Origin of the sequence: Albidovulum aestuarii (genome assembly GCF_029961185.1) — a bacterium.
Taxonomy (GTDB): domain Bacteria; phylum Pseudomonadota; class Alphaproteobacteria; order Rhodobacterales; family Rhodobacteraceae; genus Albidovulum; species Albidovulum aestuarii.
Genome location: NZ_JASBQQ010000016.1, coordinates 1 through 17,693, shown reverse-complemented (window position 1 = coordinate 17,693; position 17,693 = coordinate 1). Strand labels below are relative to the sequence as shown.

General features: G+C 59.7%; 21 protein-coding genes. 7 read left to right on the top strand and 14 right to left on the bottom strand.

The window, feature by feature from the left end:
- Positions 1–430: 430 nt before the first annotated feature.
- On the top strand, positions 431–1,048 hold the full coding sequence (locus QKW60_RS20905) for a cysteine hydrolase family protein (RefSeq protein ID WP_282371636.1): 618 nt from the start codon (positions 431–433) through the stop codon (positions 1,046–1,048).
- Between the two features lie 104 nt (positions 1,049–1,152).
- The gene (locus QKW60_RS20900) at positions 1,153–1,785 is read left to right on the top strand and encodes a nicotinamidase (protein WP_282371635.1); all 633 of its coding nucleotides are present in this window, start codon (positions 1,153–1,155) and stop codon (positions 1,783–1,785) included.
- Between the two features lie 883 nt (positions 1,786–2,668).
- Here QKW60_RS20900 and terL read toward each other — a convergent pair.
- From terL to QKW60_RS20850, 10 genes are all read right to left on the bottom strand, one after another.
- The gene (terL, locus tag QKW60_RS20895; RefSeq protein ID WP_282371634.1) at positions 2,669–4,081 is read right to left on the bottom strand and encodes a phage terminase large subunit; all 1,413 of its coding nucleotides are present in this window, start codon (positions 4,079–4,081) and stop codon (positions 2,669–2,671) included.
- Complete coding sequence (locus tag QKW60_RS20890) at positions 4,071–4,487, bottom strand: DUF5681 domain-containing protein (protein ID WP_282371633.1); 417 nt, start codon at positions 4,485–4,487, stop codon at positions 4,071–4,073. The genes terL and QKW60_RS20890 overlap by 11 nt, the downstream gene beginning before the upstream one ends.
- The gene (locus tag QKW60_RS20885) at positions 4,487–5,998 is read right to left on the bottom strand and encodes a site-specific DNA-methyltransferase (protein WP_282371632.1); all 1,512 of its coding nucleotides are present in this window, start codon (positions 5,996–5,998) and stop codon (positions 4,487–4,489) included. The genes QKW60_RS20890 and QKW60_RS20885 overlap by 1 nt, the downstream gene beginning before the upstream one ends.
- 749 nt (positions 5,999–6,747) lie before the next feature.
- On the bottom strand, positions 6,748–8,385 hold the full coding sequence (locus tag QKW60_RS20880; protein ID WP_282371630.1) for a recombinase family protein: 1,638 nt from the start codon (positions 8,383–8,385) through the stop codon (positions 6,748–6,750).
- Positions 8,382–8,792, bottom strand: coding sequence for a DUF2924 domain-containing protein (locus QKW60_RS20875; protein ID WP_282371629.1), 411 nt, complete (start codon positions 8,790–8,792; stop codon positions 8,382–8,384). Before QKW60_RS20875 ends, QKW60_RS20880 begins: the two co-directional genes overlap by 4 nt.
- The gene (locus tag QKW60_RS20870) at positions 8,782–9,108 is read right to left on the bottom strand and encodes a DUF3489 domain-containing protein (RefSeq protein WP_282371628.1); all 327 of its coding nucleotides are present in this window, start codon (positions 9,106–9,108) and stop codon (positions 8,782–8,784) included. Before QKW60_RS20870 ends, QKW60_RS20875 begins: the two co-directional genes overlap by 11 nt.
- A 753-nt stretch (positions 9,109–9,861) precedes the next feature.
- Complete coding sequence (locus tag QKW60_RS20865; protein ID WP_282371626.1) at positions 9,862–10,173, bottom strand: hypothetical protein; 312 nt, start codon at positions 10,171–10,173, stop codon at positions 9,862–9,864.
- A complete protein-coding gene (locus QKW60_RS20860; protein ID WP_282371624.1) occupies positions 10,163–10,798 on the bottom strand; it encodes a hypothetical protein in 636 nt (211 codons plus the stop codon). The genes QKW60_RS20865 and QKW60_RS20860 overlap by 11 nt, the downstream gene beginning before the upstream one ends.
- A gap of 227 nt (positions 10,799–11,025) precedes the next feature.
- Positions 11,026–11,379 (bottom strand): hypothetical protein, encoded by a 354-nt coding sequence (locus QKW60_RS20855; RefSeq protein ID WP_282371622.1) that lies wholly within the window; start codon positions 11,377–11,379, stop codon positions 11,026–11,028.
- Entirely contained in the window at positions 11,376–11,690 is a 315-nt protein-coding gene (locus QKW60_RS20850) for a hypothetical protein (protein ID WP_282371620.1), read from the bottom strand. The genes QKW60_RS20855 and QKW60_RS20850 overlap by 4 nt, the downstream gene beginning before the upstream one ends.
- A gap of 444 nt (positions 11,691–12,134) precedes the next feature.
- On the opposite strand from QKW60_RS20850, the gene QKW60_RS20845 reads away from it, so the two are divergent.
- The 4 genes from QKW60_RS20845 (at position 12,135) to QKW60_RS20830 (ending at position 14,007) form a co-directional block, all read left to right on the top strand.
- On the top strand, positions 12,135–12,461 hold the full coding sequence (locus QKW60_RS20845) for a hypothetical protein (protein WP_282371618.1): 327 nt from the start codon (positions 12,135–12,137) through the stop codon (positions 12,459–12,461).
- Between the two features lie 62 nt (positions 12,462–12,523).
- Positions 12,524–12,931 carry a hypothetical protein gene (locus QKW60_RS20840; RefSeq protein ID WP_282371617.1) on the top strand — a complete coding sequence of 136 codons (408 nt, stop codon included), beginning with the start codon at positions 12,524–12,526 and terminating at the stop codon, positions 12,929–12,931.
- 236 nt (positions 12,932–13,167) lie between these two features.
- Entirely contained in the window at positions 13,168–13,356 is a 189-nt protein-coding gene (locus QKW60_RS20835; protein WP_282371616.1) for a hypothetical protein, read from the top strand.
- A 354-nt stretch (positions 13,357–13,710) separates the two neighbouring features.
- Positions 13,711–14,007 (top strand): hypothetical protein, encoded by a 297-nt coding sequence (locus QKW60_RS20830; protein ID WP_282371615.1) that lies wholly within the window; start codon positions 13,711–13,713, stop codon positions 14,005–14,007.
- 95 nt (positions 14,008–14,102) lie between these two features.
- On the opposite strand, the gene QKW60_RS20825 is transcribed toward QKW60_RS20830, so the two are convergent.
- Positions 14,103–14,831, bottom strand: coding sequence for a Crp/Fnr family transcriptional regulator (locus QKW60_RS20825; protein WP_282371639.1), 729 nt, complete (start codon positions 14,829–14,831; stop codon positions 14,103–14,105).
- A 160-nt stretch (positions 14,832–14,991) separates the two neighbouring features.
- Here QKW60_RS20825 and QKW60_RS20820 point away from each other — a divergent pair, with 160 nt between their 5' ends.
- Positions 14,992–15,228, top strand: coding sequence for a hypothetical protein (locus QKW60_RS20820; RefSeq protein WP_282371614.1), 237 nt, complete (start codon positions 14,992–14,994; stop codon positions 15,226–15,228).
- Between the two features lie 172 nt (positions 15,229–15,400).
- On the opposite strand, the gene QKW60_RS20815 is transcribed toward QKW60_RS20820, so the two are convergent.
- From QKW60_RS20815 to QKW60_RS20805, 3 genes are all read right to left on the bottom strand, one after another.
- A complete protein-coding gene (locus QKW60_RS20815) occupies positions 15,401–15,544 on the bottom strand; it encodes a hypothetical protein (protein WP_282371612.1) in 144 nt (47 codons plus the stop codon).
- Positions 15,545–15,656: 112 nt separating this feature from the next.
- Positions 15,657–17,285 (bottom strand): chaperonin GroEL, encoded by a 1,629-nt coding sequence (gene groL / locus QKW60_RS20810; protein WP_282371610.1) that lies wholly within the window; start codon positions 17,283–17,285, stop codon positions 15,657–15,659.
- Positions 17,286–17,329: 44 nt separating this feature from the next.
- Positions 17,330–17,617, bottom strand: a complete 288-nt coding sequence (locus tag QKW60_RS20805; protein WP_282371638.1) for a co-chaperone GroES — start codon at positions 17,615–17,617, stop codon at positions 17,330–17,332.
- Positions 17,618–17,693: the final 76 nt, after the last annotated feature.

Sequence of the window (17,693 nt, the reverse complement as noted above, 5' to 3'; positions counted from 1 at the left end):
GGTGGGCTTGGCGCGTCAGCCGGCGGAGCAGGCGTGCTACGTGGGGCCGCAAGGGTAACGTTCTGGGGCGCACTGGCTATGGGCGCGACGGCTGCGGTCGGGGCGTTGTTCGGGGTCACGGTGGGGTAGCCTTATCAGGCCCGCGCCGAACGCCCGCAAAGTCCGCACTGTGAATTCGATGGCACGTGGAACATGCAGGCGCAGCGAAAGTCCGATCTGACGGGCCGCAGTGCAGCATCCGAGCTAGGTGTTGAGAGTCCGGAATGGGCCGTCCTCGCCGCCGCTTCTCAGGCTTTGTGTCCAGATGCTGCGCCGCCTCCGATGGCCGCGAAGAGTCCGAAGCAGACCTTGCCCGCATGGCGCGCTTGACCGAATCTCCATCTCAAACCACGATCAAGATCGTTAGCCAGCGAACAATAGGGAGATGGTCATGGCAGACCCCAAGAGAAGTGCGGTCATTCTTGTCGATATGGCTCACGAGTTTATCGAGCCGGGCAACTTCATCGCGGATGCGGGAGGCGAGGACTATCAGGCTCGTGCAAAGGCAATCATTAGCCCCCTGCAAGAACTCCTGAAGGGCGCCCGGGAAGCCGGGGCGTTGGTAGTTTACTCGACGGATGAACATACTCCGGATGACCTCGAGATGAGGAAGTGGCCACCGCATTCAATGAAGGGCACAAAGTCCTCCGAGATAGTCCCAGAACTGGCAATCCAGCCAGGTGATCTAAACGTGCCCAAGACGACCTACAGCGGATTCCAGTGTTCAGACATGGAGAGCCTTCTGCGTTCGAAGGGGATCGATACGCTTTACATCACTGGCCTGCATACGGACTGCTGCTGCCGCCACACATCGGGTGACGCGTTCCAGAAGGGCTTCAATCTGGTTTGGGTTACGGACTGCTTGCAGGCATTCACCCAAGAAGGGCACGAAAGCGGTCTAGAGTACTTCAAGACATGGTATGCGACGGACCCGGAAAACCAGTTCCTCACGGCAGATGAAGTGCTCTCGAAGTGGTCCGAGGAAAAGGCGACCAATGTAGCTGCCTGATTTGTTCTTGCGCACTCGCCGAAAACGAAGGCCGCGGTTCGACCCAAATTGACCGCTGCTGCACTGGGCACGTATGCCAATAATATTGATTGGGAGGATACATCGTGGAACTGTCGGGTACGGATGTTCTCGTCGTAGTCGATATGCAGAACGACTTCTGCGAAGGTGGAGCGCTACCGACTGCAGACGGCCATAAGGTAGTCCCTGTAATCAACATGGTTGGGCAGAGATTTCAAAACGTTGTGCTGACGCAGGACTGGCACCCTGAAGGCCATGTATCGTTTGCGTCGGCACATCTTGGAAAACAGCCTCTGGAAACCGTGCAGATGCCCTATGGTGAGCAGATGCTTTGGCCCGATCATGTGGTGCAGAACACATGGGGTGCGGAGTTTCATCCGGACCTCGACTTGCCACATGCTCAACTGGTCATCCGCAAGGGGTATTTGAAGGATGTCGACAGCTATTCGGCGTTTTGCATGGTTGATGGGAAAACAAAAACCGGATTGGCGAGCTATCTGAAGGAGCGTGGCATAGAGCGCGTTTTCGTTGCCGGATGTGCTATAGACTACTGCGTTGGCGGATTGGCGACCGACGCGGTCAAAGAAGGATTTGACACATACATCATCGACGATGCCACCGCGTCGATCGATCCGGCCCCGGGCGCATCAGCGGACAAGGCTTGGCGCGACGTTGGCGCTGCTGGCGTGACGAGGATCACAAGTTCTGAACTTGCATAATGCGACATTATTTGATCGTTGAAGCCAGGTGGCAGTGTTGATCCAAATACGCCATGGACCTCGACATACCACGTTCAGGGCATGTCAGATTCGTCCGCGACCCAGCCATTGCCTCGGCGAAAATTCTGCGCGATCGATCAAGGTCCGGTTCGACGGGGCTGCGCCGCGGCAACTCAATTGCTAGGCGAACGGCAGGAGTGGGCCGACCTCACCCGTCTGAGCAGGGAAAGTAAATCCGAGCCCACCATGGTGCGGAGGCCGGCCGCCACGAACCCAAACAACACGGTGCAGCGCACGGCTGAACGACGTCAAATGGATGTTAGCCTGACCCTGCTATGAGTGCAGGCGGCCCGGTTTAGGTCCCTATATCTGATGTGTCTGACGTCAGCGCCTACCGGACAGATTTAGGGGTTTGAGCAACGGAGGATTTCTGGTTCATCGAAGCCATTATGGAGCGCAGATGAAACAGAAACCCGGAACATCGAAGGATGCCGCTGACAAGTTGGTCAGGGCCTGGGGTTGTGATCAGACGATATTGTTCGGTGCGCACAGCAATTGCCGTCGTTCGCGAGGCAGCCACGCCGACAAGTCGCCTGAATACATTCCGGTGTAGCTTCACAACTCTCACTCAATACAACTGCCACTCACGCAGAAACCCAGCATCGCCTAGGATCTCTCCCGCAGGCGCAATGAAATAAAAATAGAAAACAAACCTGCTCGCGGCTTCCCCCGCGAGCTTTTCTTGACACTGCTCCCAATCGGCTTCATCCACTTGTACAGGTAGTGGGTACGGACGCCCAAACGCCGAGACGACGGCGAAGAATTTGAACTCGTGAGATCTTTCTCACACTGTTAGCTCGAACGACGCACATAGGTCCCTAAGTCACTGCTTGTACCGGCTGATCCCCCTGATCTGCGTAGGTCTTCGATCGAGGGCCTTGAGCAGTTGCGAGACGCTGTCGACCTGGTCGTCGTAGCGGCCATTCGGGAACTCGCCGAGTTCGACGAGTAACAGATCAAGCCAGGGGGCCACCACCGGTAACCGCACCTTCCCACCCTCGATCTTGCCGCACTGAAGCGCCATCCGCTGGACCTTGTCGCCTTTCGGATCTAGGCACTGAACGTCCCTGAGCCCGTCCCGAAGCAGGTCATTGCCGAGCGCGATACCGACACCCGCCTTCTCGACCACGATCAGCTTTGGCGTCCATTTCGTCCGGAGGGTGCGGGCGACCCGGAGCAGGTCGGCGTAGTGGTGCTGGGCCCGGTGGACGTCGAGAAGATCGATCCGATCATTGATGAGCCCCCAGGTCGTGCAGACCGAGTAGTCGTTGTCGATACCGGGAACCGAGGCCGTGTCCCAGCTCTGCACGACCGCCTCATATTTGCCGGGCTGCGGCGGCCCCTGATAGGTTCCAAACCACTCGCGTTTCACCAGATTGCCACCGGGCAGCACCGGGCATTGCTGGTACTGTGCTTCGAAGGCGGAAGAGCCGAGCTCGCGCCGGAGCCGGTCAAGGTCTTCCATCGTGATGCGTTCGGGGTGCAGTAGGTCCCCAGGGAGACGTGTCCACTCGGCATTGTCTCCAAGCGATAGAACCTGTGTCCCGGTCGCGATTGCCGGCAGATCCAGATGCTCCCAGTCGCCGCTCGGCAGGAGCCGCCCGACCAGATCGTCAACATGGAGCCTTTGCGCGACGATGATGATTGTCCCGGTTTTCGGGCTGTTCAGGCGGCTCGCCGCGGTGTTGCGGAACCAGGTATGGCAGTTGTTCCGCTTCACGAGGGACTCCGCATCGTCGGCCTTCATGACGTCGTCGCAGATGAGGATACGCCCGCCCTTCCCGGTCAGGGTTCCGCCAACCGAGGTCGCGATGCGACGCCCTTTGGCGAGAGTGTGGAACTCGTCGACAGCGCTCTTCGTTGGGTCGATCAGCGTCTTCGGGAAGGTCGCGCGGTAAAAAGGCGTCCGCATTAGGTCCCGCGTCTGCCGGCCGAAGTCCTCGGCAAGGTTGCTGCTGTAACTGGCACAGACGACCTTCTCAGAAGGGTTCCGGCCGAGGAGCCAGGCCGGGAGTGCCACGCTGACGACCTGGGATTTCAGATGGCGGGGCGGCAGGGTGATGATGAGTCGCGTCACCTCCCCTGCCGCCACCCGTTCGAGCATGCGGCAGAGACCTCGCAAGTAGTATCCGCCGACGAAATCGTCGCCGGGGTTCAAGATCGCGAAGGCGCGGCGCGCGAAGGTGTATAGACTATTCGCATAAGTGGCGCGCACCAGATGAGGATCAAAAGTCATCTGACTCCTGTTCCTGCGCAAGTTTCACCAGGCCCGCCTGCCAGTTCGCTTCCTCAAGGATCGCCATGAGATCCTCATCGGAATAGCCGGACTCGTCGCTCCCCGAGAGCTGGGCTGCAGCCTGTACCATGCTCGCGATCAGGCGTGCCGCAGGCACATCTCCTTTCGCGGCCTTGTTGAACATCGCCGATATGACCACATCCATCTTGGCCATCTTCTTTTCGACACCGCCCTCGATCACGGTGACCTTTTTCGCGGCGTGCTTCGCGATCAGTTTCAGGAGGTTTCCGGGCCCTTTCGGCCGGCCCTTCGGATTGCCTGACCGGCCGGGCTTGAACTGGTGGGCCTTCGGCGGATTGCCGAAGCCCCCCTTGTCATCTTCCGGCACGTCCATCTCGTCCGCCATCAGAAATCCTCCTTGGCCGATGTGCTGGTGGCGGCTACGACGCTATTGCAAAGCGTGCGCTCTTCATCATTTGATCCGCGGACCTGCTGAAGCGCAGCGAAGGTCAGTCCGGTCTCGTCATGAACGGCGTCGAGACCGGTCATCGTCTGCCACCGACCGATGGCAACATCGACGTAAGCGGGCGAAATCTCGATACCCGCGCAGGCGCGTTTCGAGAGCTCCGCTGCGAGCACCGTCGTACCGGACCCGAGGAAGGGATCGAGAACGACGTCGCCAATCGCGGTGACATCCAGAAGCGCATCGCGCACAAGTCGAACCGGCTTGACCGTCGGGTGCAGGGAGAAGTCATCCTCTTCCGATTTGCGGCCTCCGGTTGCACCTGCGTAGCGCCAGAGGTTCGACCGGTTCCGCCCATGGACCCCAAGCTGGACATTGTTGAGATGTGGCGCACCGGGCCGTTTCGCAACGAGCACCAGTTCGTATTGGCTGCGGTAGAGGGAGCCCATGCCGGGCTTGTCCTTGGCCCATATGCAGGTGTTGATGAGTTCGATGCTGAGCGTCCGCACAACGCGCATCAGAACCTCGACATGTCGCCAGTCGATGCAGAGAAAGAGAATCCCGCCGGGCTTGAGATGCTTGGTCATGTTGCCGGTCGTAACCTGAAGGAAGTTCTCGAACTCGGCCTCCGACATCTCCCCGGACGCCTCTGCGAACTCGGCGAACTTTCCTGAGTTGACCGAGAGGTCCTTCTTCACCGATAGGTTGAACGGGTGATCTGTGAACACGGCCGAGAGTTCCCGATCTCCGATGACCAATCCGATGTCTTCACTACTGCGGGCGTTGCCGCACAGGACGCGATGAGCCCCAAGATACCAGAGATCTCCGGGGCGCGAGACAGCGACCGTATCAGGATCGGGCAATGCCCCAACTTTGTCGAGCGGATCGGCCTCATTCGAAGCGAGGTCGTCGAGTACCAGAAGCCGATCGATCTCCGGCGCTTCGAAACCGGTCACCGCCAGGTCCGGCTCGAACTCCAGGAGAAAGGCAAACTCGAATTTCAGCGCCTGCTCGTCCCAGTCGCCGCGCTCTTGGATACGGTTCAACGCGACCCGGAGAAAACGGATCCCCTCTTCGGACAGGTCCCCCGCAACGACGCAGGGAATTTCTTTCATGCCCAGCCGCCGCGCCGCCTCGACGCGGATATGGCCATCGATGATCTCGCAATTCCTGCCGAGTAAGACCGGATTCCGGAACCCGAACCGCCTGATGGTCCGAGCCACCCGAGCGACCTGTGGTTGGCTCATCTTTCTGACAGAGTGGCGCGCCGAGACCAATGTGGACAAGGGAACCATGCCGACGGTGAGGTCGGGCAAGAGGTCATTCCTGAGCGTTCCGGGGGATTTCGTCGAAACATCGACGCTTTCATCAGGCACCGCAGACGCACTCGCCGCCGGCGCAGGAACCGCACCGGGTGCAGTGTCACTCGGCTTGTTGATAACGGTGATTGTCATTTCTCACTTCCTTTCCCGATCTGTTGAGGCGAGAAGTGAGGTTAGGAGTAACCACATAGCCCGCCATACTCGTTTGGCTAGCGCGAAGTGGCTCCAAGGCCTTTGCGCTGGGGTGGTTGTGGTGCCGGCCAAGGTTGCACTGCATTCGATGTGCGTCAACAGATATTTCTACCCATGGTTGACAAACGCAACTTGGGGGGATAACGGCACGGCGGACCCAAGTCGTGACAGACAATGCAATCACGGGATTTCTCACCGTAACATTAATCGCGAGATTCAGGCACGGTCTCTGGCATCCGGTTTCACACCGACGCTTACATCTGGACGTTCATATTGGGCAGGCAATCTCCACGGAAGATCCGCCCCCCTGTTTCTTAAAATTTTCGTCCCTGTAATCCATAAGGGATTTCCCTGTTAAAGCGAGCAGGGAAATCGACCGCAAAACCCTGAAATCTCGACCAATTTCGAAGCAGAAACTGTGGATCTGGCACAAAATCCGACAGTTTCCCTGTTAATTTCCCTGTTAGCAGGGAACTTCTGACCGAGACCAGCTAGCCCGGGACTGCCAGCACAGCCAAACACTTCCGCAAATCGAGACGGTGCGAGGTGCACCCCTAATAGTCGCGCGTTTTCCGCGGCTTGCGCGGCACGGTCGTTTGCGCAGACCGCCCGGGCGCCGCGAATGGTCGTGCAAATCGACCAAAGTCTGCGTTTGCCATTTTCGCGATACGAGGTGTGGGAGTGTGTGATCAGAGCGAAGCGAGCAGCGTTCGTTGTTCTGACCAGTCCGACGGGAGCGGGTGCCGCAGGCACCAGTCGGACGTGAAGCCGAGCGGCTGTTTGCCATCGAGAACGTCGCGGATGATGTCCGGGGCAAGGAAGGCGAGATCGACCATCTGCTGCACGCGGCGCTTCGGGACCCCTGCGGCTACGGCGATCTCGTCGAAGCTGCGCCCGGCCCGGAGCTGCCCGTACCAGTGATGGGCGCGGGCAACGTTGCGGATCAGGGTGTCGTCGCGCCCGGCGGGAGCATCGGCCAGCACCAGCTTCGTTTCGACGCCGCGCTTTCGGAGTTGGAATGGCACGGACTTCGTAAGGGCATCTGCATCCAGCCGATCCACGTCCAGCGTCAGATGCACGGCGACGGCGCGTGCATCGAGTGCGAGGATCAAATGCCCCGGCGCAATGTCGACGCGCCCGACCAGGTTCAGAAGATCGGCTCTCCCCGCATCGGCCAGACCTTCCAACCCGGACCGCAGCCGCGCGATCTCATCCGTGCCCGGCGCGGTCAACAAGCGTCCGGCCAGCGTGACGTCGGACAACATCCCGCGAACGACCGCCTCGAGCCGAGCCTCCAGTTCTTCTGCGGGCAGCCGCCATCCGGCGACACCCGCCTCGCCGCCGCGGGCGGCAAGCCGGTGCGAGATGTAGTAACGCAACCGTGCACCGGCCCGGGTCCTGGAATGCGAGGGCGTGAACCGGTCGCCGGTTTCATCATAGATCTTGCCGCAGAGTAGCGAGCGGGTGGACGATGCCTTCCGGGCGCGGGGTTTCCTTGCCTCGGCCGTCAGCTGCGCTTGCACTTCTTCCCAAAGTTCAGGTTCGATGATCGCGGGGTGTTGGCCGTCATGCACCTGTCCCTTGTGCCGTATCCTCCCGGCATAGAGCGGGTTCGTCAGGATGTGATGGATGTGGCCACGATCCAAAGGTATCCCGCCCCGCATGCGGCCATCCGCAACGGCCCTGCGTTTCGACCGAAGGCCCAGCACCGCTGCCGCTTCCTTGACCTCACGGATCGTGCCGTGGTCCCGGTAGAGATCGTAAAGCGTCCGCACCGTCTTTGCTTCACTCTCGTTGATCCTGAGCGTCCGTCCATCGGCGTCATAGCCCAGAGGCACATAGCCGCCCATCCACAGCCCCTTCCTTTTGGAGGCCGCGATCTTGTCCCTGATCCGCTCTGCCGTCACTTCGCGCTCGAACTGAGCGAAGCTGAGGAGCATGTTGAGCGTGAGCCGTCCCATGCTGGTTGCGGTGTTGAAGCTCTGCGTCACCGAGACGAAGGAGGCGCCCGCCGTGTCGAGCCGCTCGACGATCTTTGCGAAGTCGGCCAGCGACCGCGTCAGCCGGTCGATCTTGTAGACCACGATCTGGTCGACGCGGCCCGCATCAACATCGGCTAGGAGCTGCTGCATCGCCGGACGCTCCAGCGTTCCACCGGAGATCCCTCCATCGTCGTACTGCGCCGGCAGCAGAACCCAGCCCTCGGCCTTCTGGCTGGCGATGTAGGCGGCACAGGCTTCCCGCTGGGCATGGAGCGAGTTGAATTCCTGCTCCAACCCCTCTTCCGAGCTCTTCCGCGTATAGATCGCGCAGCGGATCTTCTTCATCCCTTGCCCCCTGCCCGGTCGTTGAGACCAAAGAAGCGCGGACCGGACCAGGTCGTCCCGGTGATGTGCCGGGCGATGGCCGAGAGCGAGGGCCAGGTCCTGCCGTCGAGCCGGAAGCCTTTCTCCTGCACCTCGACCTGGTAGCTCCGCCCGTTCCACTCCCGCACCAGATGCGCGCCGGGTCGCAACCGTCCCCGCGCTGCCTCTTCGACCGGCTTGCCCGACACAATCTGGCTGAGCGCACGCCGGGTGGCGGCGGGCAGGCCGCCGTATTGCCTCAACTGTTCTTCGTGGGCGAGCGCCCTGCGCAGGAAGGCGACCGAGGCATAGGCGGGCGGAGGAGACCCGAAAACCTCCTCCCAATCCTGCTGGAGACCCGAGCGATCCGGATCGGCCTTACCGGGCATCAATGGTCTCCAGCGGGTCCGTGGCAGCGGCGTCGGCCTGCACCGTGCCCATTGGCGTTCCGACGATCCGGTAGCGCGCAGGCTTGCCTTGACCCGGTTTCTCGGCGACCATGTCGTAGCCCGCCTTGCGCAGCCCGGTCAGCGCTGCCCGCACTGTATGGACCTGCCAGCCGAGCTTCGTACTGATCGTGATCACGTCGGCACCCGCGGCGGCGCCGAGCATCCTGATCAACTGGTCCTTCTTGGTCGCACGCTTGGCGGGCGGCTTCGCGAACGCCTTGCGCCGCAGCTTTGCATTCGTGGTCGCGATGGTCATTGTCATCTCCTGTTCAGATGACAGGAGCACCCTGCCCCTGCTACTGACATGAGCCCGGAGGGAACCGGGCGAAGATGTGGCCCTCTCGATCGGGCCGCTGTCACTACCGCTCTCGCGGAGCACAAAGTCCAGTCAATTCGGGAAGAACGGGCGGAAACCGGAAGTTCGCCGCGCCCGCAAAATAGCGTTCAGAATTCGGGAAAGCCGACTTTCGCCGCATGCGCGGATTAGCCTCGGCAAGAACAGGAAAGCCGACATTCAGATTGCCTGGAAACTCAGCTGTGCTCATAGCCGCAGGCCGACTCCAAGGCCGGACCACACATTGCGACCAAGTGGTCCGCATCGCAAGATTTCTCAGGAAGGAGGCGTTACAGAGGATGTGAATGATTGCTCTCGGACTTTCGCGGTGCTTTGGGTGCCTCGCTGCTGCCTTCGCATTCCGGACAGTGGCGCACCGTGTAGGATGGTCCATTGTAGATGTCCGTCGTCCGGACCTCTTAGATAGACAGCATTTGTGCACCTCGTCGGTGCGCGGAAAAACGGTTCAGTTAACTGAAACACCTCAGCGGCGGCGAGACAAACCAGGGTTTACAGGAGCGGCGTTCCGCCACGCGTTTGACCCTTTGCAGCGCGGACAGATCCGCTGCCCAAACCCCTCGCTCCGGAAGGCCGTGCCGCAGCGAAGGCACCGACGCTCTTGCGGCACATCATTGCGCGCCCGGGCAGGAATCGTGTCCTCATTGGTGAATGGAGTCATGGGTTTGGTGCCTCGGTCTCGATCAGGCGCGCGAGGTCACCAAGCGCGCGCTGGATGAGTTTCTGGCGTCTTGCATCCTGAGCCTCGGAAGTCTCGGAATAACGACGTATCAGATATTGCGCTTTCACCGCCGCCTCTTGCCAGTTGGCGGCAGGCTCGGCAAGAAGCTGCGCTTCCAGTTCTTCCTGCCGTCGGCGGAGCGCGTACTGGTCAGCCTCGAAATCCTTGAGTGAATGTCGTCGGATATCGGTTGCCATCCTGCTTTCGGTACTACGTCTCGCGTCAAGATTCACCGGATCATCGGTCATGGTTTTGTCCCCGCGGCCATCTCTGTTCCGCCGGGGGCGGGGATCCGAACTGAGTCGTGCAACCTGTTTTGGATGGCATTCCTTCGTTCTCGGCTGCCTGAACCGCGAATTTGTCGGACGGGCGGCATTGCGGCGCTTCGCGCGCCGCATTTCGATCCAGGGCGTCGCCGTCCGAATTAGGTTTTTGCGACACGCCGTAAAGACGGCGTAATTGCCGCTCGGAAACGCCATCTGCTTTCATGACGAGGCGCACCATCGGATCGGCGAGCATCTCTTCGATGAAGACCTGTGTCAGATCACGTCCGGAGAGCTTATCCCTGGCGTGGGCGTTCTCAAGTTCGGCCAGAGACACGGTCAGGCTTCGCCTCAGCCCGGGATGCGACGTCCGTGGTTTCAGATGCACCAGGACTGATGCCTTCCAACCTTCCGGATCGAGATGGTCCGGCGGTGAGTTCAGTTCGGTTTCGATGTCATATTCTCCCGCCGGAAGAATTTCATCAAAACCGGAAAGCCTGAATGGCCGGGAAAAAACAGCTATGCTCTTTCCAACGTGTGGTTTCATGATCATTCCCCTGGTTTGAAAGTGTTCCAATCCTGCGCGCTCTGCCGCCAGGATGTTCGTCAAGGGCGCAAGGCGCTTTCCTGACGGGCAGCGCTTCGGAAGCCGATGCTGAGCGTTTGGTGCCTCTGGTCGTGGAGTTTCCAACGGACATCGCGCGTTCCTTTTCATGAAGATGTTGGTGCAACGGGATTGGCAGATGGTCCGTCACCCGAACCGCGTGTGGCGCTAAAGAACCGCGACCCTTCAGTATGGTTTGGTCTAATGCGAGGGGCGCCGGCCAACCCGGCGCGTCACGACGCGTCGAGTTTGAGCGCGGCCATACAGGCCTGCGCCAGATCCCGGTTGGCGGTTTCGGTGCCCGGGACGGTCGCCCAGCCGGCGGCGATCACCGCATCGCGCTGCTTGTAGCTCGCGACGCTGTTGATGGTGGCGAGCTTTGCGATGCGGTCGGGGTCGACGCGCGACATGTCGATGCAGACCGGAGTCAGTGCGGCGATCACGTCGCTCTCGGCCATGAGTCTCGCCATCTTGTTGGCACCACCGCCAGTCATCCAACCGCCCCACGAAAATCCGACGAAAGTGACGACAACTGCTCCGATCACGCCGCCGTAGATTCCGGGTTTCAGCCATTCGGGAGTGTTCATTTCAAGTCCTCCTGCGGAGAAAGCGCCGCCTCGCTGTCATTGATGCCCTTGGGGATGTTCCGACCGTGGCTGATCGCCAGCTCGATGTCCCGCTCCGAAACCGGACGCAGTTCAATGCGGCCCGCATGCTTACCCCTGCCGTGAATGGTCAGGTATGTCGCGGTTCGCCGGTATGCCTCAAAGCTGAGACCCTGAAGGCGTTCCTCCTCGGTGACGATCTCGTAATCACCGGCGGGCAGCTCTTCCGGGTAGCCCGGCAAGACGAAGACGTGAGGAAACGTCACAATCGATCTGGACGTCCGCGTGTTCATCCCAAGCCTCCGCTACCTTTATGAAAATTGCTCAACAACCGGACGCCGCAGGTCCTGAATGGGGCGGGCACGCGGCAGGGTCTGATGAGTGTCACCACCATAGTCCACCAGAGGGCGACCCATGCTGATCGGTGTTAGCTTGGGAAAATTTTCCTTCTGTCAGGGTGCAATACCAGTCTGTCGCAATGTCCGAACTGACCTGCCCCGCACATCGCTGATCTGGGTAAGGGCGCGGCGAAGGCATTGCCGATAAGATCAGATCACCAGTTGTCAGCATCTTTCGGGCGACTGGCGCCTCGCCGGTCCCAACGGAGGCTCGTCATGGTTGGGTCTTAAAAAGAATTGGAGTGTTGTATGTCCAGGCTGGAGGTTCTTCACCCGGGGGGAAACGACTTCGACCCGTTTTTGTACGCCTTCGTTGGCAAAGACCGAAACGGATCCGCAGTGACCGTGGTCTCCGCACTCGCCAGGCTGGGCTTCGATCCCTGGGAAGAGGCAGCTAGACTGGCAAATTCCGGGCAGGAGGCGGCGCGCGGTCGGCTGGGGGCGATACTTTCGGGGTTCAAGGATGTCCCCGCGCTCGGCCTTGATCACGGCGCGGTTGCCGCGAAACTGGCCGGGTTGTTGCCCGCACCTCTGACACACCGGGTATCGGGCCTGACTGTTCCCGTGATGCCGAACTGGCCGCCGGGCTCTTTCAGACGCGTCTTGTTCGTGGTGTTTTTCCTTCTGGTCCTGGCGCGGGTCTACGTTCTGGCCGGTTCGGGTTGAGGGGTTCGGATGTCGGGTTTTGAGCGACCGGACCGGAAGAACTCCAGACAAGGAAACGGCCAATGACCATGCGGTATGCAGCGACGCTTTGGGATCTCGAAGAAAGGTTCTGGACCGACGGGATGGATAGCGCCCGTACCGGAACCTCAGATGAATCCATCATGATCTTTGCCCATCCATTCGGAATTCTTCAGAATGACCGGACCCGTGCGCGTCCGGAACAGCAAAATCCATGGCGCTCGATCGGCATGACGAACAGGCGGCTGGAGCGTCGCGGTGACATCGTCGTTCTCACCTACAGCGTTTCGGCCGAGAAGGCCGACGCACCGATCCATGAGGCGGTCTGTGCGTCCACGTACCTGCTGGATGGGGATGCATGGCGCCGGATGTCCCACAATGAGACGCCTCTGCCACAAGAGGTCAGACCGGCCGTTGCGGCACACCCCCTCAACTCGCGCCGCACTGAATGACCTGCGCACGGTCGCATTCCGCAACGTCAGGTCGCAATGTCACGCCCCGTGCCGGTCAGGCTAACCTGCGTCAGTGCAGACATCGTGGCAAACCCGCTAGGTGACCTGTGCCCGACGAATATTTGGCGGGCACGTTTTTTCCGAGTACTGAAGAAGCGTGAGGGCGTGCAGACGACTATCGGTGGGTATTGTTCTCACGCTTCTTATTCTCGGAACGTCCAGGAAAGGACATTCCAATGACTCCCGAAATCAACAAGACCGTCGACAAGATGAAGTCCGTCAAGGCCAACTGGGACAAGGCGCCCAACGGCCCGAAGAAAGACGCGGCCCTGAAGCACTACCAAGCCGCAGAGAAGGCACATACGGCGAAGAACGATGCCGAGACCAACAAGGAACTTGACGCGGCCACGCACGCCCTCGCGTGACACCCGGCGTTTGAGGTTCTGACCGGGTCGCCCTTCTTGATAGGAGGGCGGCCTTTTTACGTCAGTTTGCCCGCAACCTCCCGTCGATCCTGACGTAATAGAATGCAACGTATTTCGCTGTGCAGAGCCAATCCTGATCCGGCAAAAACTTGTGAAAGAACACGTCAAACGACTTAGGCTAACTTGTGTCAGTGCGCGCCCAAAGCAGGTTGACGATAGTGTTTGATGCTTAACGAATCCCCGTTGGGCTCCGGTTTTCCAAGCAGTCGTGAAAGACCAGATCTCGATCGATCTCGATCGTTTTATTTCTCCATGATCTCCGTGACTTCGGAAAATCCAAGAAAGGATACCACAATGTTTTTTGTAAAGATTTTCTCCTCCCGTTCGGAATTCGCGAGGGGTTTTGCCCAGAAGTGCGGTCGTTTAGCCGTGTCGTCGGCGTTTTTGGCTTTAGCATTCACGTCCACAGGTTTTGCGGAAAGTGATGCTACGGTAGCGAAATCCGCCCCGCTCCAACCCGCGCAACATGTTCGGGCATGCACGCAATTGGAGCTTTCAGCGGAGCTTCATGCGCGTGAATGCGGCAGCCTCAGCGTGTCAGAAGTGGCGCTGCGCTTGAATGACCTTCAAGGCAACGGCGACAGCAACTGATCGCCGCAGCAGCGAAGACCGCGCCATGTGAAAATTTGAAAGCGCCGAACTAGCGATCTGCCATGGCCGCCCCTCCATCAACAGGGCGGCCATTGTTACTTGAGGAGCGGGCCGGTCTGATCCAGATAGGCCGGATCGAAATCCGCCAGCTCCACCAGACTTTCATAGTCATCGAAACTCACATGACCGTCCCGGAATGTGACCAGCCCATTCTCTCGAAGCTGCCGCAGGACACGATTGACGTGGACCGCACTCAGCCCCAGCGCATCGGCGAGATGATACTGCGTCAGCGGACAATCATATCCCGCCTTGCTGCCCATCCCCACCAGAGCCAGCCGGACACCGAGTTCGAGCAGAAAGTGGGCCATGCGGGCATTCGCGTCGCGGCGTCCGAGACAGACCAGATGCTCGACCACCATCGCTTCATCCCTGCTGACCGCCCAGAGAACCGCCACCGCCAGCCGCGGGGTTTGCGCGAACGCCTCCAGAAGGTCGCTCGCCAGAACTTCCGCCGCCTGGATATCCACGATCGGTTCGATGCTGTGATCCGAGGTGTGCAGCAGGACACTGCGCAGCCCGAGAAAATCGCCGGGGATCTGGAAATCGACGATCTGGCGCGACCCGTCCGGCTGGATCTTGTAAGAGCAGACCCACCCTTCCGAGAGGATGTAGGCCGCCTGATCGGATTGCCCCTGATGCACGAGATCGCACCCAGCGACGAAAGACCTGCGTCTTTGGTGCAGACGTTCCAGCACCGCAAGCTCTGGCTCCGAAAGGGCGACAAAGGCGGAAAGCTTCCGAGTTAATGGGCTGTCTTGGATCATGCTCAATGGCGCCTCCCCGGCGGGCGGGACAATAAGTGGGAAATCGGCGCACGGACTGCTTTCGATCAGTCCAGCATAGAGCATTTTCTGAAAGTTTGGGAAAGTTGATCAGACCAGCACAGAGCGATGATCCTTTCGCAGCAACAAGGAAAATTTCAGGATGCCCGATCAAAAGGACTGTTCCGGAATCGCCGCCCTCTCGATCTGCGAGGCGATCCTGCTTGCGATGAGCGATCACAAGCTCCTCCCCGAACGAGAGATCGCCGGAATACTCCGGGACGCCGCCGCAACCCACGAAAACGCCGTCGGCACGGCCAAAGAAATGGAGACCCATCGAGCGGTGGCTGGCCTTATCCACCGGATCGCCGATGGCGGTAGCGTGCTTCATCAGTTGTGACTTATATGAAGCAATTGGCAATGCTTGCACGGCGCCTAGTGCTTAGGCTTGCGCGATTCATCCTATGCAACGGACTCAATGCCTCGCAAAGACATACTTCGTTGCACTAATTGCTGCGCATTCGGCCAACGCCTGTTCTGGATAGGTGACACTGCGGCGTAGATGCCTGGGATCAATCGAAAGAATGCGTCGCTTTGTTCCCAATATTGAGCGGCGTCTTCTCCTTGGCGAAATCAGCCGTCGCCGGGACCTGCTCCTTCACTTTTTTCGGTTTCTTCACTTCACGATCTCCGCGCTTCTTGTTGCCTTTGAACATCTGATTTCCTCCAATGTCATGTTTGTTGTGCGTTCAAATGGTCGGACGGATACCGACGTATCTTGCGGCAGAAATTCTGTCGTGCGTCTTTGGATAGCAGCATAGAGCCGGTTTAGATCAATCCGCCCATGGCATCGATTTCGGACATTCCGCCCCGCCTGTCCGATTTCTGTGCGACCATCGCCTCCGTCGTGATCAAAAGGCCCGCTATCGATGCCGCGTCCTCCAATGCGATCCGCACGACTTTGGCCGGATCGATGATACCCGCCTGCAGCATGTCGCCATACGTCTCCAACTGAGCGTCGAACCCGAAAGTCGTGCTGGCGTTCTCGATGACCTTGCCCGCAACGACCGACCCGTCCACCCCTGCGTTTTCCGCAATCTGGCGTAGCGGCGCCTGGATCGCGCGCCGGACGATCTTGATTCCGGCATCCTGATCGCTGTTCTCGCCCTTCAGCGTCGCCAGCACCTTGCCAGCATGAACCAGGGCCACGCCGCCGCCGGGCACGACACCTTCCTGAACCGCAGCGCGGGTGGCGTTTAGCGCATCGTCGACGCGGTCCTTGCGCTCCTTCACCTCGATCTCTGTTGCCCCACCGACCCGAATCACGGCGATGCCGCCGGCAAGCTTGGCGAGTCGTTCCTGCAGCTTCTCCTTGTCATAGTCCGAAGTGGTCTCATCGATCTGCGCCCGAATCTGCGTGACGCGCGCAGCGATCGCGCCCTTGTCGCCGACACCATCGATGATCGTCGTGTGATCCTTGGTGATCGTGACCTTTCTGGCGGACCCGAGCATGTCCATGGTGACATTCTCCAGCTTGGTGCCCATTTCCACGGAAATCACCTCACCGCCCGTCAATACAGCGATGTCTTCCATCATCGCCTTACGGCGATCCCCGAAGCCCGGTGCCTTGACGGCCGCCACCTTCAATCCGCCGCGCAGCTTGTTGACCACAAGGGTCGCCAAGGCCTCGCCCTCGATGTCCTCGGCGATAATCAGAAGCTGCTTGTCGGCCTGGATGACCGCCTCAAGCAGAGGCACCATGGACACAAGGGAGGTGAGCTTCTTTTCGTGAAGCAGGATGGCGCAATCTTCGAGTTCCACGAACATCTTCTGAGCATTCGTGATGAAATAGGGGCTCAGATAGCCGCGGTCGAACTGCATACCTTCGACCACTTCGGTCTCGGTCTCCAACCCTTTGTTTTCCTCGACGGTGATCACGCCTTCCTTGCCGACCTTGGCCATCGCGTCGGCGATCTGCCGACCGATCTCGACTTCTCCGTTGGCCGAAATGGACCCGACCTTGGCGATCTCGTCACTGTCACCGACCGGTCTGGACATGGTCTTGATCTCGGCTACGACCGCGGCCACCGCCCTGTCGATGCCGCGCTTCAGATCCATCGGGTTCATGCCGGCGGCGACGGCCTTCATGCCCTCCTTGACGATGGCCTGGGCCAAAACGGTCGCGGTCGTGGTGCCGTCGCCAGCCTCGTCATTTGTGCGCTGCGCGACCTCCTTGACCATCTGCGCGCCCATGTTTTCGAAATGATCCGAAAGCTCGATCTCCTTGGCGACGGTGACGCCATCCTTGGTGATACGTGGTGCGCCATAGGATTTGTCGAGAATGACGTTTCGGCCCTTAGGGCCGAGGGTGATCTTGACGGCATTAGCCAGCGTGTTGATGCCTTTCAGCATGCGATCGCGGGCGTCGGTACTGAAGCGAACTTCCTTGGCGGACATGTTGTGAGTTCCTGGGACTGGGGTTGCAATAGAGGATTACGGACTCAGGCGATCACGCCGAGAATGTCGCTCTCCTTCATGATCAGAAGGTCTTCGCCATCGAGTTTGATCTCTGACCCGAACCATTTTCCAAAGAGGATCCGGTCGCCGGATTTGACGTCCATCGGGATTCGCTCGCCATCCTCTCGTCTTCCGCCGGCGCCAACGGAGACAACTTCACCTTCTTGAGGCTTCTCCTTGGCGGTGTCGGGAATGATGAGGCCGCCCTTGATCGTCTCGTCGCCTTCAATGTGGCGGACGAGAACCCGGTCGTGGAGCGGAGTGAATGGCATTGGACTTGCCCGAGAAAAGTGGAGAGCACCAACTGAGGAACCAGGAGGTGTTCTATGGGAAACGGAAACAGACCGA

Coding starts and splice junctions, on each gene's coding strand:
- QKW60_RS20905 (WP_282371636.1), top strand. CDS start 431: ATGGCAGACCCCAAGAGAAGTGCGGTCATTCTTGTCGATATGGCTCAC.
- QKW60_RS20840 (WP_282371617.1), top strand. CDS start 12,524: ATGACCATGCGGTATGCAGCGACGCTTTGGGATCTCGAAGAAAGGTTC.
- terL (WP_282371634.1), bottom strand. CDS start 4,081: ATGACTTTTGATCCTCATCTGGTGCGCGCCACTTATGCGAATAGTCTA.
- QKW60_RS20890 (WP_282371633.1), bottom strand. CDS start 4,487: ATGGCGGACGAGATGGACGTGCCGGAAGATGACAAGGGGGGCTTCGGC.
- QKW60_RS20870 (WP_282371628.1), bottom strand. CDS start 9,108: ATGACCATCGCGACCACGAATGCAAAGCTGCGGCGCAAGGCGTTCGCG.
- QKW60_RS20825 (WP_282371639.1), bottom strand. CDS start 14,831: ATGATCCAAGACAGCCCATTAACTCGGAAGCTTTCCGCCTTTGTCGCC.
- QKW60_RS20885 (WP_282371632.1), bottom strand. CDS start 5,998: ATGACAATCACCGTTATCAACAAGCCGAGTGACACTGCACCCGGTGCG.
- QKW60_RS20835 (WP_282371616.1), top strand. CDS start 13,168: ATGACTCCCGAAATCAACAAGACCGTCGACAAGATGAAGTCCGTCAAG.
- QKW60_RS20805 (WP_282371638.1), bottom strand. CDS start 17,617: ATGCCATTCACTCCGCTCCACGACCGGGTTCTCGTCCGCCACATTGAA.
- groL (WP_282371610.1), bottom strand. CDS start 17,285: ATGTCCGCCAAGGAAGTTCGCTTCAGTACCGACGCCCGCGATCGCATG.
- QKW60_RS20815 (WP_282371612.1), bottom strand. CDS start 15,544: ATGTTCAAAGGCAACAAGAAGCGCGGAGATCGTGAAGTGAAGAAACCG.
- QKW60_RS20875 (WP_282371629.1), bottom strand. CDS start 8,792: ATGCCCGGTAAGGCCGATCCGGATCGCTCGGGTCTCCAGCAGGATTGG.
- QKW60_RS20830 (WP_282371615.1), top strand. CDS start 13,711: ATGTTTTTTGTAAAGATTTTCTCCTCCCGTTCGGAATTCGCGAGGGGT.
- QKW60_RS20850 (WP_282371620.1), bottom strand. CDS start 11,690: ATGAACACGCGGACGTCCAGATCGATTGTGACGTTTCCTCACGTCTTC.
- QKW60_RS20865 (WP_282371626.1), bottom strand. CDS start 10,173: ATGACCGATGATCCGGTGAATCTTGACGCGAGACGTAGTACCGAAAGC.
- QKW60_RS20880 (WP_282371630.1), bottom strand. CDS start 8,385: ATGAAGAAGATCCGCTGCGCGATCTATACGCGGAAGAGCTCGGAAGAG.
- QKW60_RS20855 (WP_282371622.1), bottom strand. CDS start 11,379: ATGAACACTCCCGAATGGCTGAAACCCGGAATCTACGGCGGCGTGATC.
- QKW60_RS20820 (WP_282371614.1), top strand. CDS start 14,992: ATGCCCGATCAAAAGGACTGTTCCGGAATCGCCGCCCTCTCGATCTGC.